General features: G+C 48.3%; 12 protein-coding genes and 1 pseudogene. 4 read left to right on the forward strand and 9 right to left on the reverse strand.

The window, feature by feature from the left end:
* The first annotated feature begins 33 nt into the window (after window positions 1-33).
* Window positions 34-1,113, forward strand: coding sequence for a M42 family metallopeptidase (locus tag I2H74_RS13650; protein ID WP_195574538.1), 1,080 nt, complete (start codon window positions 34-36; stop codon window positions 1,111-1,113).
* Between the two features lie 268 nt (window positions 1,114-1,381).
* Here I2H74_RS13650 and I2H74_RS13655 read toward each other — a convergent pair whose 3' ends face one another.
* From I2H74_RS13655 to I2H74_RS13675, 5 genes and pseudogenes are all read right to left on the reverse strand, one after another.
* Window positions 1,382-2,536, reverse strand: coding sequence for a sensor histidine kinase (locus tag I2H74_RS13655; protein ID WP_229106658.1), 1,155 nt, complete (start codon window positions 2,534-2,536; stop codon window positions 1,382-1,384).
* The gene (locus tag I2H74_RS13660; protein WP_195574541.1) at window positions 2,533-3,207 is read right to left on the reverse strand and encodes a response regulator transcription factor; all 675 of its coding nucleotides are present in this window, start codon (window positions 3,205-3,207) and stop codon (window positions 2,533-2,535) included. The genes I2H74_RS13655 and I2H74_RS13660 overlap by 4 nt, the downstream gene beginning before the upstream one ends.
* Window positions 3,208-3,481: 274 nt before the next feature.
* Window positions 3,482-5,254, reverse strand: a pseudogene (locus I2H74_RS13665) (ABC transporter ATP-binding protein); the annotation flags it as partial.
* A 349-nt stretch (window positions 5,255-5,603) separates the two neighbouring features.
* Window positions 5,604-6,719: a low temperature requirement protein A gene (locus I2H74_RS13670; RefSeq protein ID WP_195574545.1), complete on the reverse strand. Its 1,116-nt coding sequence runs from the start codon at window positions 6,717-6,719 to the stop codon at window positions 5,604-5,606.
* 35 nt (window positions 6,720-6,754) lie between these two features.
* Window positions 6,755-8,542 carry a B12-binding domain-containing radical SAM protein gene (locus I2H74_RS13675; RefSeq protein WP_195574547.1) on the reverse strand — a complete coding sequence of 596 codons (1,788 nt, stop codon included), beginning with the start codon at window positions 8,540-8,542 and terminating at the stop codon, window positions 6,755-6,757.
* 290 nt (window positions 8,543-8,832) lie between these two features.
* Between I2H74_RS13675 and msrA the strand changes: the two genes are divergently transcribed.
* Window positions 8,833-9,378, forward strand: a complete 546-nt coding sequence (gene msrA / locus I2H74_RS13680) for a peptide-methionine (S)-S-oxide reductase MsrA (protein WP_195574549.1) — start codon at window positions 8,833-8,835, stop codon at window positions 9,376-9,378.
* A 221-nt stretch (window positions 9,379-9,599) separates the two neighbouring features.
* Window positions 9,600-10,379, forward strand: a complete 780-nt coding sequence (gene fabI / locus I2H74_RS13685) for an enoyl-ACP reductase FabI (protein WP_324254071.1) — start codon at window positions 9,600-9,602, stop codon at window positions 10,377-10,379.
* A gap of 189 nt (window positions 10,380-10,568) precedes the next feature.
* Here fabI and I2H74_RS13690 read toward each other — a convergent pair whose 3' ends face one another.
* From I2H74_RS13690 to I2H74_RS13705, 4 genes are all read right to left on the reverse strand, one after another.
* Window positions 10,569-12,563: an FAD-dependent oxidoreductase gene (locus I2H74_RS13690; protein WP_195574551.1), complete on the reverse strand. Its 1,995-nt coding sequence runs from the start codon at window positions 12,561-12,563 to the stop codon at window positions 10,569-10,571.
* A gap of 160 nt (window positions 12,564-12,723) precedes the next feature.
* Window positions 12,724-13,542, reverse strand: coding sequence for a MerR family transcriptional regulator (locus I2H74_RS13695; protein ID WP_195574553.1), 819 nt, complete (start codon window positions 13,540-13,542; stop codon window positions 12,724-12,726).
* A gap of 336 nt (window positions 13,543-13,878) precedes the next feature.
* On the reverse strand, window positions 13,879-15,084 hold the full coding sequence (locus I2H74_RS13700) for an MFS transporter (RefSeq protein ID WP_195574555.1): 1,206 nt from the start codon (window positions 15,082-15,084) through the stop codon (window positions 13,879-13,881).
* Window positions 15,078-15,533 (reverse strand): MerR family transcriptional regulator, encoded by a 456-nt coding sequence (locus I2H74_RS13705; RefSeq protein ID WP_195574556.1) that lies wholly within the window; start codon window positions 15,531-15,533, stop codon window positions 15,078-15,080. Before I2H74_RS13705 ends, I2H74_RS13700 begins: the two co-directional genes overlap by 7 nt.
* Window positions 15,534-15,915: 382 nt before the next feature.
* On the opposite strand from I2H74_RS13705, the gene I2H74_RS13710 reads away from it, so the two are divergent.
* Window positions 15,916-16,773, forward strand: a complete 858-nt coding sequence (locus I2H74_RS13710; RefSeq protein ID WP_229106659.1) for a YusW family protein — start codon at window positions 15,916-15,918, stop codon at window positions 16,771-16,773.
* Window positions 16,774-16,798: the final 25 nt, after the last annotated feature.

Here is a 16,798-nt window from a genome sequence, read left to right on the forward strand (position 1 = left end):
TATTCCATGTACTGAATGAAAGGGGTTCTTCCTATGCAACAGGAAACACTCGAACTATTTCGCACCTTAACTGAATTCCCAGCTGCACCAGGCTTCGAGCGTGAGCTTCGCGCCTTAGTTAAGGGAGAGATCTCCAAATACACAGATGAAATCATTCATGACGCCCTAGGCGGCGTATTCGGTGTCGTTCGCGGCGACGAAAACGGCCCTCGTGTCATGGTATCCGGACACTTGGATGAAGTCGGATTTATGACAACGCAAATTACCGACAACGGGATGATTAAGTTCAATACCCTTGGCGGCTGGTGGGGACAAGTCATTCTTGCTCAGCAAGTGGAAGTCATCACGCCAAAAGGACGCATTACAGGCGTTGTGGGCTCTATTCCAAAACATCTATTGGATGAAGCAACGGCCAACAAGCCCGTTGATCCAAAAGTCATGTACATCGATATCGGCGCGGACAGCCGCGAAGAAGCTGAGGCTGCTGGCGTTCGCCCTGGTCAACAGATCGTTCCGGTATGTCCGTTCACTCCGCTTGTGAACCCAAAGAAAATCATGGCGAAGGCATGGGACAACCGCTACGGCGTTGGACTTGCTATTGAGCTGTTGAAGGAAATCCACAAGGATCAAGTGAAGCTTCCAAACATTCTATTCTCCGGCGCAACGGTTCAGGAAGAAGTCGGCTTGCGCGGCGCGCGCACAGCAGCTAACCTGATCCAGCCAGACATCTTCTATGGTCTGGATTGCAGCGCGGCAAACGATATGACAGGTGACCGCAATTCCTTCGGACACTTGGGTAAAGGCGCATTGCTGCGCATCTATGACCCAACGATGATCACACATCGCGGACTTGTTGAGTTCGTTCAAGATATTGCGGATACGCATAAGATCCCGTACCAATACTTTGTATCGCCAGGCGGTACGGATGCTGGTCAAATTCACCTTAGCGGTAAAGGCGTGCCTTCCACCATCATCGGTGTTGTAGGCCGCTACATCCATACTCCAGCATCTATCGTGCATACCGATGATATCGATGCAGCGAAAGAGCTTCTTGTTCAACTGGTGAAGCATACAGACCGTACAACGTACAACACTATCGTGGAGAATGCATAAGCCATCCCATGACAATGAATGTGCCCTATTCTAAGTTGCTTACGCAATGTCATGATTCCTAATCGTGATAAGAACAGGTCGCATTCGTTAGGAATAGGCAGAACATTACAGCAGTTATTAGATAAGGGTATCTCTAAACAAATAAGCCCTCGAGCGTTCGATTACAGCTTGCCTGTCCTCGCTCGGGGGCTTTGTTTTATTTATGGATCAGATAAAAACAGGTGAACAAGCGTCGTAGCCACCATTTATGATCTTGCCATATCCCTTTTTATGAAGAAGAATCTTGTGCATCTACTGCAGCCTTTACTTCACATTGATAAGGAAGCTGGACGATAAACACAGAACCGGCCCCAAGCTGGCTTTCAACCTGAACCTTACCTCGATGCAACTCCACAATTTTTTTGACAATGGACAAACCAAGTCCGTTGCCGCCTAGCTTTCGATTTCGGGAAGCATCCGCCTTATAGAACCGCTCGAACACATGCGGAAGATGCTCCTCTGCAATCCCGATCCCATCATCTGCAATGCTGATCTGGATGACGTCAGCCTCAAGCTTCATTGCGATACAAATATGGCCTTCCTCCTTGGCAAATTTGATCGCGTTATGGATCAGATTCGTCCATACCTGGCTCAGCGCATCCTCATCCGCAGTAATGGTAGCATGGGAGAGGGACAATTCAAGCTCAATATTTTTGGAACCCCACAGCGATTCCGAAGCAAGCACCACCTGCTTGATCTGCTCATCCAATCGGTACGTATTGACGGCCATGACATGATGCTCCGATTCCAAGGACGTCAGCTTCAGCAGATTGTCGCTTAGCTTCGAAAGCCGAATCGTCTCTGTCTCTATAATTTGCAAATAGTGCTTGCGCTCCTTCTCAGTCAACTCCTCCTCTTGAAGAGCCAAGGCAAAGCCTCGAATCGAGGTTAACGGAGACTGTATCTCATGGGATACGTTCGAGATGAACTCCTGACGCATCTGCTCCATCTCCTGCAGCCCCACAGCCATATCATTAATGCCTGCAATGATTTTGTCATATTCACCGTCGATCCTATCCTCGGTATCGATCATGACATTGAATTCCCCTTTGGAGATTCGGCGAAGGGCATCGATAATCTGGGTCAGTGCATAATTCATCTTTCTCCAAGCAAATAAGATAAAGATGGTAAGGACAATAGCCCCGTAGACCGTAGCTGTGCCTGATTGAACAAGAAATAACGCGAGACCGGACAGCTCCCACTCTGTACGTGATAGAATGAACTGCAGCGTATAATATGCAGCAATCCACACTCCGACTAGAACGAGAAGCAGCATTAACGTGTCAAGGGTATGCTTTAGATATCTCCTCGTCTTGGATATCTTTTTTGCTGAATGACGACTTGTTGGGGGGCTTTCAGGATGTCTACCTTGGCGCTCCCTCATATGCATACCTCAAGACGATAACCCAAGCCTCGTATCGTCTTAATGCGAAAGCCATGCAGTTGCTCGTCGAATCGGTCTCGAAGGCGATTAATATGCACATCCAAGGTTCGCTCATTGCCTTCGAAGTCATGCCCCCAGATATCCTCAATCAGCTGCTCACGGGAGAAGGTCTTGCCTGGCGTGCTACCAAGCTTGAATAGAAGCTCAAATTCCTTTCTTGGCAGCGTAAGACGCGTTTCCCCTATCAAGACCTCATACGTATTGTGATCCAGCAGTAGCCAGCCAAACTGCACCGTATTGGAGACCGTAATCTGGTAACGGCGAAGCAATGCCCGAACACGCACGACGAGCTCCATAGGATCAAAGGGCTTAACCAGATAATCATCCGCGCCTAGATTGAATCCCTTTATCTTCTGCGAGGTCTCCCCCTTCGCTGTCAGCATCAGCACCGGTAGATCGTAATATTGCCGCAGCTCCTTCGTCAGCTCCCATCCGTCCATATTGGGCATCATAATATCCACGATCATCAGATCAATCTTCTTCTCTTCAAGCAGGGACAATGCCTCACGTCCATCCTCTGCCTCTTCTACGTGGTATCCCTGCTGCTGCATAAATACGCGCACAAGCTCCCTGATATGGGGATCGTCGTCTGCAATCAATAGATTAACCAAGCTTAGCCTCCTCCTTCCCGTGTTGCATAGGCGGGCACAAGGATCTGATTCATCCCGAAACGTACATTAGGATCTGCAATCCAATCAAAGTGCCCTTACTATTCACGAACGCATCCTGCAGTCTTTTCTGGTATTGAAAGCCTGCATTTCTGCTTGCTATAGCTTACATCGACTGCTGCTTTCTTAAAAATAGTGGCTTTTGCTCAAACGCTTCCTGCTCTTCTTGATGCTGATCTTCTTGATCGGGCTCCATAGGAAGCGCCTCTACATTGCGCAGTCCTTGCTCTTGAATGCGAAGCTGCTGCATGGCGAACTCGCGATACATCTCATGCTCTTCGAATAGCAGCTCATGAGAGCCGATACCAGTTACTTTCCCTTTTTCAATAAACACGATCTGATCCGCATCAACGACTGTAGACAGTCGATGTGCAATCACTAACGTCGTGCGGCCTTTCATTAGGTTCTGCAGCGCATCCTGCACCACGATCTCCGACTTGCTGTCGAGGCTTGAAGTGGCCTCATCGAGCATCAGAATCTTCGGATCACGAAGCAGCGCCCGCGCAATCGCAATCCGCTGCCGCTGTCCGCCAGACAGCTTCACGCCGCGCTCCCCTACCTCTGTATCATAGCCTTGCGGCATGTCATCGATAAAGATATCGGCATACGCCATCTTCGTTGCAAGCTTAAGCTCCTCTTCGCTTACTTCCCGATTCATGCCATAGCATATATTATCCCGAATTGTTCCGTCCATCAACGGACTCTCCTGTGAGACGTATCCAATCTGACTGCGCCAGGATTGCAAGGAGTAGGAATCAATACGCTCATCGCCAAGTCGAATGGAGCCTTGCGTTGGCTCATAGTAGCGCTCGAACAAGGAGAACAGTGTCGTCTTGCCGCCGCCGCTTGGCCCTACAATAGCAGTAACCTTGCCCGCAGGAATGTGAAAATGAACATCTTTAAGTATCGCTTCCTGCCCCTTTTCATAGGCAAAGTTCACGTGATCTACGGTCATCGGCAGGCTGCCTTCCTTTACCTTCGCCTGCTTCGAATGATCTTCCTCTTCCGTATCAAGAATGGTCATTAGATGCTCCGTTGCCCCTATGGCCTTCTGCACTTGTGTGAAAAACATCGACAGCTGACTCATCGGAATGACAATCTGAATCAAATAGAGGATATAGGCGACCAGATCACCAGCAGACATCGCTCCTGAGGAGACGCGCATGCCGCCAAAGCCGACGATGATGACAAGCAAAAGCATCAGGACAAAGGACATAAGCGGTTGAATCATCGCCTGCACCTTGCCTTCACGAATGCCAAAGGCAAGCAGATTCGAGATGCCCTTTGCGCCATTCTCATATTCACGCTGCTCAGCATTCGAGGATTTGACCAGTCGAATCTCGGACAGCACCTGCGTCAGCTTTCCTGTGAAGGAAGCTGTCTCATCCTGCAAGCCTTTCGAGATCTTGAACATTTGCTTGCCAAGCGGAACAAGCACAAGCGCCGATACCGGAATCACGGTCAGCATGATCAAGGTCATCTGCCAATCCAGCATGAAGAGGATGACCATAGAACCAATAACGGACAATATCCCTGATACAAACGCAATCAGATGCTCGGTGATCAGGTTTTTGACAATGCCTGTATCATTCGTAATCCGGCTAATCGTCTCTCCTGTCCGGTTCTGATCATAGAAGGGAACCGGAAGCACGAGCATCTTTCTCCACAAGCGATCCCTTAGGCTTGCGACGACCCTTTGCCCGATCACATTCAACAAATAAATCGATACGCCGCTCGCGATCGTCTGCACCACAAAGGCAATACCCAAAGATACAATCTGAGAGGACTTCAATGAGGACATCGTAAAGCCGTCCACCAAGCCCTTTGTAAACATCGGGATAATTAATGATACAACCGTGGCACCAATGCTTAAGAGCAAAGCAGTAAGCAGCAGCGCCTTAGAAGGCTTCGTTTCTTGGATCAAGCGGACAAATTTGCGCCAATTGCCAAGGGAGCCTTTGGTTTCTTCAACATGAGGATATGCATCCATATCTTCCACTCCTTTATTCCTATCTCTTGTTTGAATTGATTTTATCGTACAAGAGCAATGTAAACTCCATTTAAACAATGAGACAGAAGACGTCATTGAACACCCTTCATGCGCTATCTCCTTATCTATTCGTCTATCAAAATAAGAGCATGCCCCTACTGCTAAACTCATCTCTTTTTAAAGCTTCAAATTCTTCTTGCTATAGGAAGGAGTGATTGATAAATATGAAGAAAAAAAGACAATCAGCCCGAACTTTATCGTTTGAGCCGATTGCCATTTCGATGAAGCCTGTATGGAGATTAGGATACTGCTGGATACTGCAAAAAAAGTCTAGAGGTGCTGCAAGCCTTTACGGACGCTTTCCGTTATTATGCTTATGCAATACAGCATCCAAGAGAAGAAACAGCATCACCCACCCAAGTGCCGTGTACAGCGGCAGCATAAACCACACAATCGTAGCATATGCGATGAGCGTGCCGATCAGCAGCCAAATGCTTTTCCAGTAACCAAAGCGAACCTCATCTTTCTTGTGGTATACAAGTACACTATGCTTCGCCATATAGAACATGGCAGCAGCTCCGAATAACAGATTGACCTCAAGCATATAGCTGGCATGCCCCTCATAGATCAGGTGAATATCTGCGGCAAGAAGCATAATGGCAAGCATGATAAAATAGTGCCCATACAGCAGAATTTGGCCATTCGTGCGCTTTTCCTTGCTCATAACCTTCTCATAGCCTTCGTAGTAGCCCCACCACATCAGACATACGATAAGAAAGGCAACTATACTGAACATAAGCGTCTTCAGATTCGTCGTATCTGTGCTTAAAATACTGATAATAGACACAATGATTTCCCCAAGGGCAATGATAACCAACAGTCCAAAGCGCTCCGCCAGATGCGGCAGATCGACAGGCATGCGCTTCAATCGCTCTTTTTTCACTAGTGGAAGCGCAATATCGACCGCAATTCCGATATACATAATCAGATAACGCAGCCAGCCGCTAAAGAACAAGGACGGAAGCGACAAGCAAAAGCCTACTAAGAATAAACGCCCGAGCAGTCCCGCTACTTCCTTCTCTTCTTGAGGGCAAACAGCACGCGATACGCTAAAGTATTCTATGATCGTAATCCCGCGGATGCCGAGATAAGCAATGAGGAACGTATAATACGTCTCATCAAAGTCCAAGTTAAAACTCGCTGTCATGATTATCAGAAGCATCATCTGTGCTAGCATATAGCCCTGTGGTCGAGGAAGGACAAGCCCAAAACGATTGAAGAACATCGTCTGCCCGACCCATGCCCACCACATGGGCGTAACCATCAGCAAATATTCGAAAAAATAAACGAGTGATTTGTCAGGATTCGCCCCGATCGTGAGCAGCAGGTGATTCGTGGAGGATATAGCTGCAACGAAAACCAGATCAAAGAACAGCTCGAGCCAGGATACTTTGCGTTCTTCCATTCATGCATCCTCCTTTTTTTAGCGGCACCTAATGATTAATCGATGATCATCCAGCGGCTGATTCCATGCTCCTTTGCCTTATCAGCCGCATCTCCGAATAATACCATTACCATTGTATCCTTGCTGTCAATAAGCTTCCTATCCTCTAACCACAGCTTCAGGTCAAACGGAAGCCGATGAACCATGGCATGCTTGTGCAAATATCCCTCAGTCCATTCCATGGTTCTGAATGTATGATCTTGTGCAGAGGACAGTGCTGAAGCACGAGACAGCCACTCGCTTACGACTTGCTTCGGCATCGCTTCCCACCAGATCGTACGCGGCTTGTGATTGTGCTGAAGCAGGTAATCCAGTTGCATCATGCCGCGAATCGAACTCAGGCCGTGTGCCTTCTCCGCAGCGAGGAATTGATCCAGCCGAACAAATAAGTCGGCAAGCTGGTGCCCAATCCTTGACCATCCCTGCGATGCCCAATACGTTCCGAAGGAATGAAAGAAGTCCCACGGTGTGTCAAAGACTAGCGCTAGCAGCATCTCAATCGTGAGATCGGTACGATGGTCATTCCAGTACTTCTCCAAAATATCTTCTGTCTGCTTAATTCTTACCACATCGCCAAAGGAAAGCGCATCATTGGACAGCATCTCATAGGGCGCGTTCTCCATGTATTGATAATGGTAAAGCTCGGCATCTCGCCGCAGTCCGGTTCCTCGCAGCAGCTTCAGGAAGCCTAGCTGCAACTCTTCCGGGCGAAGCGCAAACACATCATTGAACGTGCGGCGGAAGGAGTCATAGTCCTCCCCCGGAAGGCCTGCAATCAGATCGAGATGCTGATCGATCTTCCCGCCCTCCTTCACCAGATTCACGGTTCGGCAAAGCTTGTCCCAGTTCTGTCTCCGCTTCACAAGCCGCATCGTCTCCTCATTCGTCGACTGGACGCCAATCTCGAAGCGGAAGATGCCTTTTGGCGCATGCTCATTTAAAAATGCAAGCACCTCTGGCCGCATAATATCCGCGGTAATCTCGAATTGGAACACACAGCCGTTGTGATTGTCGATCAGGAACTGGAAGATGTCGAGCGCATATTCCCGATTAATATTAAAGGTACGATCCAAAAACTTGATCGTTCTTGCTCCGTGCTGGATAAGGTAGAGAAGATCTGCCTTCACCTGCTCTTTGTCAAAATAGCGCACGCCTACCTCTGTGCTCGATAAGCAAAATTGGCAGTTGAACGGGCAGCCACGGCTCGTTTCAAAATAAACGATGCGCTTGCTAATATCCTGCACATCCTCCTCCAAACGATAAGGGGAAGGGAGCGCATCCAGTGCAATCTTATCCGTTTGAGGCTGAACGTATATGCGTTCTACTTTCTCAGTCTGCCCTTCTGTGGCATACTCATATCCTCGCCAAGCAATGCCCGATATATGATGAAGCACCCCATCTTCCGAATAGGCTGCAAGAATCGCCTTGAAGGCAGCCTCCCCTTCCCCCATGACGATGACATCGATTCCATGTTCGCGACTCATAAAGTGCTCAGGGTCAAACGATACCTCTGGACCGCCAAGAATGATGCGGACGTCGGGCAGCACCTTTTTCAACAAGGATACGCAGTTTAGTGTCTCTTCAATGTTCCAAATGTAGCACGAGAAGCCTACCACATCGGGCTTGCGATTATATAAATCCGTTACGATATGAAGCGCAGGGTCCTTCACGGTATACTCTGCCATCTCGATCTCAAACGTATCTTGGGCGTATGCCTTCAACAATCGAAGGGATAACGCGGTGTGTATATACTTGGCATTGATTGCCGCTACAATGGTTTTCATCAGCTTAACTTCCTATCTTATAGCGTCAAATGACGCGTTGTGCATGCAGTGGCATACCACCCCATACCGTAACGAATGTGCTTCTTTCGCGTCAATGGAGGAAGTCACAGCTCTGCTAGGGTTGGTTATACGAGGCATAATCAATAGAAAACCTTCTTAATGAATAGGATAAGCCCCGCCATTACAGAAGCTAGGCTCTTCACAATGTCAGGCAAACGCAGTACACTAGCAACACAATGCGTGATAAGCTGCTAGTATATAGAAAATATCGACGATAAGGAGGGTTCATCATGACCTCTCAGCAATCACAGGCTTCACACCTTCAGCTCGCTACATTCGCGGGCGGCTGCTTCTGGTGCATGGTCAAGCCCTTCGACCAATGGGATGGCGTTCATGCCGTCATCTCCGGCTATACGGGCGGACATGTGGAGAATCCCACCTATGAGCAGGTGAAAACCCAAACGACAGGCCATCTTGAGGCCGTGCAAATTACGTATGATCCATCGCTCATCTCTTATGAGCAGATGCTAGAGCTGTACTGGGCACAGATTGATCCTACGGATGCTGGCGGCCAATTCCAAGATCGCGGGGAGTCGTACACGACTGCGATCTTCGTTCATACCGATGAGCAGCGCCATCTTGCCGAGGCATCGAAGGAAGCTCTCGTACAGAGCGGACGATTCGATAAACCGATCGTGACGCCTATTCGGGATGCTGCTCCTTTTTACCCTGCTGAGGATTACCATCAGGACTACTACCGCAAGGAGCCGGAGCACTATAAGCAGGATCGTGCCGTCTCGGGGCGGGATGAATTTATCGAGAAGCATTGGAAATAGGCAGGACGCCTCCTTCCGCAGCACTGCAGATGCGTACCTCGCATAGGTAAGCACCTATACCGATTAGGTCATACATTCTCCCTGAATATGGAAATATAGTTTCAAACCATTTCAAGTATGATATACTCTAATTTGGTATCAGCTGCTAAGAGCAGATATTAACCATAATGATGAATGACTGTTTTATACACGATGTATTCTAATCCCCTAAGGAGGATCTCATGGAAGATTTGCTTAAGCTAAGAGATAAAAATATTGTTGTCATGGGTGTTGCCAATGAGCGCAGCCTGGCATGGGGTGTTGCAAAGTCGCTTATTCAAGCAGGCGCAAACCTCATCTTTACATATCGCAAGGAGCGTTCTCTCGCAAAGCTTGAGAAACTGATTGAAGCAAACAACTTCAATGCTAAGCTAGTGATCCCATGCGACATCAACAGCGATGAGAGCATCCTGGAGGCATTCACGAAGATCGGGCAAGAAGTGGGCACGATCCATGGCGTTGTTCACTCCATTGCATTCGCTCATGCAGAGGATCTAAAGAGTGACTTCATCGACACATCAAGAGAAGGCTTTGCATTCGCTCAAGATACAAGCGCGTATTCCTTGATCGCTGTTGCAAAGGCGGCTAAGCCATATATGACAGAGGGCGGATCGATCATTACGATGAGCTACCTCGGTGCGGAGCGCGTGGTTGAGGGCTATAACGTCATGGGCATCGCGAAGGCTTCGCTTGAAGCATCCGTTCGCTACCTCGCCTCTGACCTTGGCAAATACAACATTCGCGTGAACGCGATCTCTGCTGGCGCCATCAAGACACTTGCTGCAAAAGGCGTTCCTTCCTTCAATCGCATCCTGCATGTGATCGAAGAGGAATCTCCATTGAAGCGCAACGTTACGCAAGAAGAGGTTGGCGACATGACCCTTGCCATGATGAGCCATTTGTCCCGCGGCGTCACAGGCGAGATCGTGTACGTGGACTCCGGCTACAATATTATGGGCTAATCCTGGCTTGTCCTTTCTCGTAAATAGACAAACAGGTGCAGCGCAACATAACGTATAAATAGAAGCCAAGCTGTAAGGGAGCAATGCCCGCCCCTCATCCAGCTTGGCTTATTTTTACTCATCAGCAGCCCGTTCATGATCTCTTGGTTCAAGCTTGCTTGAGCTCATGTCAATCATCTACTTCATACATTACTTTGCAGTTAACGCTTCACTAGCAGCCCTCTCTCCGCCAAGGCGTCCCGAGGTAAAGGAATAGCCAATGCCGACGCCATTTCCGACATACGTATCATTAAACAATACGCCTTCTGACTCCAAGCCGACCGCGTACAGTCCTTTGACCGGCACACGCTGATCATTGAGCACTTGGAATTCGGTATTCACAAGCAGTCCGCCGACAGAGCCAAGGTTATTTACCTCTGCAATAATCGCATAATACGGACCATTTCCGCTCATAGGCTCCAAGTACTCCTTCGCTTTACCAAATTCGGTATCAACTCCGTTTTTGATCGCAGCCTGATAGTTGTTATAGGCTTTACTGAATACCTCTACGTCCATACCCGCGTTTTTCGCCAGCTCCTCGATGGTATTGCCTTTATAACCGTCTCCATTCTCCACCATCTTGTCGAAAATTTGCTGTGCATTCGTCCATGGCGTATCCAGCTTGAATTGCTCTTGGAATGCAGCATAGAATTCCGGCGGCATGCCTGGCAGCTTTGGCGCATGAACCCCGTTCATTCCTTTCTTCGTCAGCGCATCAAGCTGGGATTGAGAGACAATGACCAAGTGATGCGGACCATTGAAGGCACTTGTATTCGCTGCCGCTACAGCTTCAAGCGTCGCCGCCTCATCACGGAATCGTGCGCCAGAAGGGCCTACATTCATAAAGTTCGGCAAGTACGTCAGCATCAAGGGATAGCTCGCCTCGAAGGCTGAATACTGTTCCTTCAGCTTGTCTGTTGCTCTTGCAAGCGTCTGATGGAGCATCTGACCGCCGAAGTTGTCAGGCACTTTAGCTCCTGCTGCCCATGCCATTTTTAGACCCTCGCCGATATTTTGACCAAGCCCGCCGTTGACGCCTTCAAAGCCGAAGGCTTCCTTAACCATCTCTTTATTCGCTGCATAACCACCTGTCGCCATGACGACTGTCTTCGCGGCAATATTCAGCTTCGTCCCATCCGACTGCTCCGCAATCACGCCTGTAACTGCTCCGCTCTCGTTCGTGATGAGCTCCTTCGCTGTTGTCTCTGTAATCACTTGTCCCCCGTTCTGCTCTACAGAAGCATGGAGCATCGCACGAAGCAGCGGCTGACGGTCCTCATAAGACGGCAGCACATGAAGCGGCTCTCCCGCAAAGTTTAGAAAAGTCGTTTGGTAGCCCTTCTTGGCGAGCCAGTCATAGGTTTCTCCGGATTGAGTGACATACTGGCGAATTGCAGCCGCATCCACACGCCAGTGATTGTTGTAGATCCATTCTGCGATTTCTTTTTCCACTTCTACCTTTAAGCCGTCACTGATAGATGCAGAAGAATTATAGAATTTTCCTGCCCACGACAGATTGCTTGCTCCTCCGATCGTCGCGGTCTTCTCTATCAGAATGACCTTAGCTCCTTGATCCGCAGCAGATACAGCCGCTGAGACGCCTGATGCGCCTGCACCTACGACGACGACATCGGCTTCAAGCTGCTCCACTTTGCCCTCGTTCTCCTTCTTCACCGCTCGATTCTTAAGCGCCTCGACATCGCCGCCAGCTTGACTGACCGCATCTTCTACCGCTGCTATTAAGCCCTCGCTCGTTTGAGAGGCACCGCTGACCGCATCTACAGCAAGCGTCTGGCCGGAGAGAATCTGTTCCTTCAGCGACTCAATTGCCGCATCTCCTATGCCCGCTGTTTCTCCCTGGCTCACGACCTTAATGTCGGCTATCTCATGCTCCGTAAATGTCACCTCAAGCTTCAAGGCTCCTTCTTTCCCCTTCGCTTCTCCCGTATAGGTGCCTGGCTTAAAGGTTAACTCCGCCGAAGGCGAATCCGCTGTATCCTGCTCCTTCGATGTCTGATTCTGCTCGGTTTGCTGGTTAGCTGCATCCTGCTTCGTGCTATCGCTGCTGCATCCGCTGAACATGGATACCATCAGCACAAGGCATAGCGAGATCATGAGAAACTTGAATCCTGGTTTCCGTTTCATGGTGTGTTCCCCCTGTATCTGGTTTGTGGTGCCTGCTGGCTTCGTCCTTGCAGGCGTTAAGATCAGGGTAAACCTTGGTGCAGCTCCAAGGTCAATGACGATTATGTGAAAAAAAGATCAAAGTCATGTAAAAAACGACTTTGATCTTCGTATCGAATGTCTAGGCAACAGCGGGTTGTATCGGAATATTGACTTCCAGATAAGAACCTCGCTCCTCCGTATATTCATTAAGCAGAATCTTGCCTGTAATGTCCCCGTTCATAAGATGTCCTGCTGCTTTGATCTCATCCAGCATAAATTGAAAGCATGACACACCGAACGGCTCCTTCTCCGAAACATATATGACGGAAGTAAGGCATGTTGCCGGGGGCAAATACTCCATATAATCATTCTCTTCGACCTCTAATGCCCTCATGTCGTCCTCCGTTAGCGACACCCCCCAGCTGTACTGCAATTCCTTTTGGTTCAAGACCTCGAGCCAATTCTCAATGCGAAAGCAAAAGAACGTAAAAGGCAGCAAGTCCATCCACTCATTCACCAACTGCTTCAAGGCATGCTCCTTTAATAAACGATTCTGATCGGTCTGCTTGAGACGGTATCGTCCGGGCACAGACTTGATCTGGCACTCCCGCAGCCGATTGCGAATTTGCTCAATTTCCGTATGAATCTCATTAATCTTATTTAAGAGCAGCGTGCTCTTTCGTAGCTGTTCCTGTAGATTGTGCTTGGATTCTTCTAGCTTGCCAAGCGCCTGCTGCATGGTTCCTCCGTTTATGAGGGAAGATACATCATGAAGCGGTATCATCATGCTGCGATACCATCGGCTCATCAGCAGGTTTCGAGCATCCAAATCATGAAAGTACCGGTATTTGTTGTGATCATCCTTTAACGGACGAAGGATATTGTGCTTTTCATATAATCGCAGCGTGTCCGCTGTCACACCGGTTATGGATGCAAACTCTCCAATGGAATATCTCATGTCAGCCACCCCATGTTTGTATATTGTATAAATGGCGGATTTGCCCCTTTATCTCTACTATAGCGAAAAGAAGTCGATATTTTAGTGAATAGTTTCACAAATTTGTTGCCACAATGAACGTTAAAACCTTCCAGACTGGAATGTCATTGTTTTAACCGAATCGCTGTTCCATATCCCTTTGAGTAAACCCCAAACAAAAAAAGACCCTGAGTATGGAAGAGCATCCTCTCTTCCTGTACTCAAGATCTTTCACCCTGTTAAATTTTATTCCCTGTTAAACCTGAATCATTGTCCGCTCATCTTCACTCATGCCGTCCATCGTTCAGCAGTTGGATACTAGACTGTCGCCCCTGTTGAAGAAGCGGCTTCTTGCGTTTGTGCGGCGTGTGAAGTCAACGTATGCTTCACGCGAATAAACATTAAGCCGCCTGCAATCACAAGCAGAATGCCCGCAACGCCATAAGGCGCGAATGGGCTGATCGCTCCGCCAATCACACCGGACAACAGTGGTGCAATCGCCGCACCAAGCCAGCGTACGAAGTTGTATACCCCTGAAGTAATTCCGCGCTCATAAGGGGATACGCCCATCACATGGCTTGTAAAGAGCGCGTTGTTCAAGCCGCACAGAAGGCCGGACAAGACAACAAGCGTAATCTGAATCGCTGTATTGTGCAGGAAGAACAATAAGAAAATGATAATGGCAAAGCCGAACAAGCTGAACTTCAAGATTTGCTCAGGCGTATACTTCGTCTCCAGAGCATGAGCTAGCTTTGCAGAGCCAAATGCCAGCAGCAAGCCCCAGCCGAAGAAGACAAGCCCAAGCTGAATTGCGGTCAATTTAATCACGAGCGGCGAATAAGCCAAGATGACAAAGAAGCCGTAGTTGTACAGCATTCCTGCAATCGCCCCGCGCAAGAATGGCTTGTAGGAGAGAAGATGGGCAAGCTCTTTGAATCCTGCTGCCTTACGCTTCACGCCTTTGTGGTGAATCTCCGGTGTTTTGACCAGGGATAGAACAAGGATGAAGGCAATAAAGATCAATACGCCGGTCATCATAAATGGATAGCGCCAGGAGCTGCTGAGCAGTCCGCCAACGAGCGGTCCGCCTGCCATACCAAGGCCAATCGCGGCCTCATAAGCGCCGACTGCCCCAGATACCGTTGGTGACAAGGAGATCAGAAGCGTCATCGCTGTCGCAAAGAACATCGAGTTGCCTAGGCCCCAGCCCGCACGGAATAGGGACAGCTCCAAGATGGAATTGGAGAAGCCGCACAGCAGTGCAAAGACGGTAACGATCGCCATCCCAATGACCATCATTCGTTTGTCCCCTACTTTTGATACAAGCATCCCGACAGGGAGCATCATAATCGCCATCGTAAAAATATATGCCGTAAACAGCATCTCAACCTGTGCATGGTTGGCTCCGAGTTGTTCAGCAATAATAGGCAGCAGCGGGTCTACAATTCCGATTCCCATGAATGCCAGGAATGTGGCGAAGATTGTGATTTTTCTACCCCTGCTTTTTTGTGCTTCTGTTAACATACATTGGTTTCCCCCTCTTCATTCTTGAGATGGTCACGAACCGTTTCAAGAAGCTCCTCAATGTAGCCCTTGAATTCCTCCATGCGCTTCATCTTGTTCTCAAGCTGCTGAAGCTGGTTCATGAGCATCTCCTCAGCAGTAAGCAAGGACTCTTGTTCTACTTTCCCTTGCTTCCTATGCTCATCACTAATGTGCTCTCTCCAGTCCACAAACTGTTTAAGTTCTGCGAGCGAGAAGCCGAGCACCTCTTTGGCTTCGATCAGTAACCGAATCCGACGAATATCCGCATCCGAGTACAAGCGAATATTCCCTTCACTCCGATCAGGAGGCTGGATAATACCAAGCTCCTCATAATAGCGAAGCGTGCGCTTCGTTAACCCTGTTTCGCGCATCACCTCTTCGATCTTGTAGGTCTTCATTGCCTTCACCCCGTTCTTGATGCTCTTCATACGATACTCCTTGTTAACGTAAGCGTCAATATTTACATATGTAATTATTTATATATAATATTATGTAAGTGATTACATATGTAATCTGCCGCGATTCGTTAATTTTTTCCTTTCCCATATAAAAAAAGCCTCACAGGCGCCATGATGCATCTTGCATCATCCTGCCCATGAAGCGTATGGAATGCTGTGATTATTTCCTTTTCATTATCTTGCAAAAGAAAAATTTTAATATTTTACAACAAACAATGTTGTTTGTAAATAAAAACAGACACAAATCCGTTCACTATTCAAAAAAACGTCATATATGGAGCAATAGTAAACAGAGTGCCTATGATAAGGTGACGTATGTATACGAATACATAAAAAGAAAGGAATGACCGTTATGAATCCGATCACGAAGACGATCGCAATTACGAGCATCATTGCGATTGCGGGCTCTGTGGCGCTGTTCCCTACTGCTTCGCATTCGCAATCTTCCATCGAACGTGAGAGCCAAGCTGTTCATAAAACAAGCTCTTCCGTCCTATACGAGAACAACTATAAAACAGTGTTGACGTTCGATCAACAGCAGCTCTTTGATCTAACAGGCGTGAAGCTGTCGACTTCCACTGTGAATGACATGATCAGCAAGCTAAAGCAAGAGAGCACTTGGACCGCTCAGGGATATCCTTCATCTGATGCCAGCCTTATCACGAAAGCGGCACAAAACGAGTCCAAGAAGCTGCAAAGCATGCTAAAGAAGCTCGCTTACAAGGATGTCCTGCAGCTCAAGCTGGTATTGGTGCACAATCCAAACCATACAAGCGCTCATTTTGGAACAGCATCCATTCACGAGTCTGGACAGCATCTGAATAACAGCAGCAATCAGCAAGAATCCAGCCAATCTGGCAGCAACAGCAGCCAGAATCAAGCTGCGGTCAGCAGCACTCGCTTTATGGAATTCGATCTTGAGGTGGAATACGATCATGGTACCTATGAAGTTGAGTATCAACGCAAAGGCAACAAGCTGGAAGCCAAGATCAAGGATGAGCGTCACGATCAAGATACTAAGATCAAAGGAAGCGAAGCCATCAAGCAGGTGGAAGCAAAGCTTAATCAGCTAACCTTTGACGCGAATTCGACAAAGCAGCAAGTAGCTGAACAGGTAGTGGCTGCATTTAAGTTGGATAACCGCTATGAGGAATTCGAGCTTGAAGTGAAGTTTAACAACGGTGTAGAAAAAGAATACAAATTGAAGTAAATCATTGTATACAAGAAAAGCAGCC

It is taken from the genome of Paenibacillus sp. 1001270B_150601_E10, assembly GCF_015558675.1.
Lineage (GTDB): Bacteria > Bacillota > Bacilli > Paenibacillales > Paenibacillaceae > Paenibacillus_B.

What these genes read in the sequence shown, in the direction of transcription:
- fabI (WP_324254071.1), top strand. Translation starts at nt 9,600, where the DNA reads ATGGAAGATTTGCTTAAGCTAAGAGATAAAAATATTGTTGTCATGGGT.
- I2H74_RS13700 (WP_195574555.1), bottom strand. Translation starts at nt 15,084, where the DNA reads ATGTTAACAGAAGCACAAAAAAGCAGGGGTAGAAAAATCACAATCTTC.
- msrA (WP_195574549.1), top strand. Translation starts at nt 8,833, where the DNA reads ATGACCTCTCAGCAATCACAGGCTTCACACCTTCAGCTCGCTACATTC.
- I2H74_RS13650 (WP_195574538.1), top strand. Translation starts at nt 34, where the DNA reads ATGCAACAGGAAACACTCGAACTATTTCGCACCTTAACTGAATTCCCA.
- I2H74_RS13675 (WP_195574547.1), bottom strand. Translation starts at nt 8,542, where the DNA reads ATGAAAACCATTGTAGCGGCAATCAATGCCAAGTATATACACACCGCG.
- I2H74_RS13705 (WP_195574556.1), bottom strand. Translation starts at nt 15,533, where the DNA reads ATGAAGAGCATCAAGAACGGGGTGAAGGCAATGAAGACCTACAAGATC.
- I2H74_RS13695 (WP_195574553.1), bottom strand. Translation starts at nt 13,542, where the DNA reads ATGAGATATTCCATTGGAGAGTTTGCATCCATAACCGGTGTGACAGCG.
- I2H74_RS13670 (WP_195574545.1), bottom strand. Translation starts at nt 6,719, where the DNA reads ATGGAAGAACGCAAAGTATCCTGGCTCGAGCTGTTCTTTGATCTGGTT.
- I2H74_RS13710 (WP_229106659.1), top strand. Translation starts at nt 15,916, where the DNA reads ATGAATCCGATCACGAAGACGATCGCAATTACGAGCATCATTGCGATT.
- I2H74_RS13655 (WP_229106658.1), bottom strand. Translation starts at nt 2,536, where the DNA reads ATGAGGGAGCGCCAAGGTAGACATCCTGAAAGCCCCCCAACAAGTCGT.
- I2H74_RS13690 (WP_195574551.1), bottom strand. Translation starts at nt 12,563, where the DNA reads ATGAAACGGAAACCAGGATTCAAGTTTCTCATGATCTCGCTATGCCTT.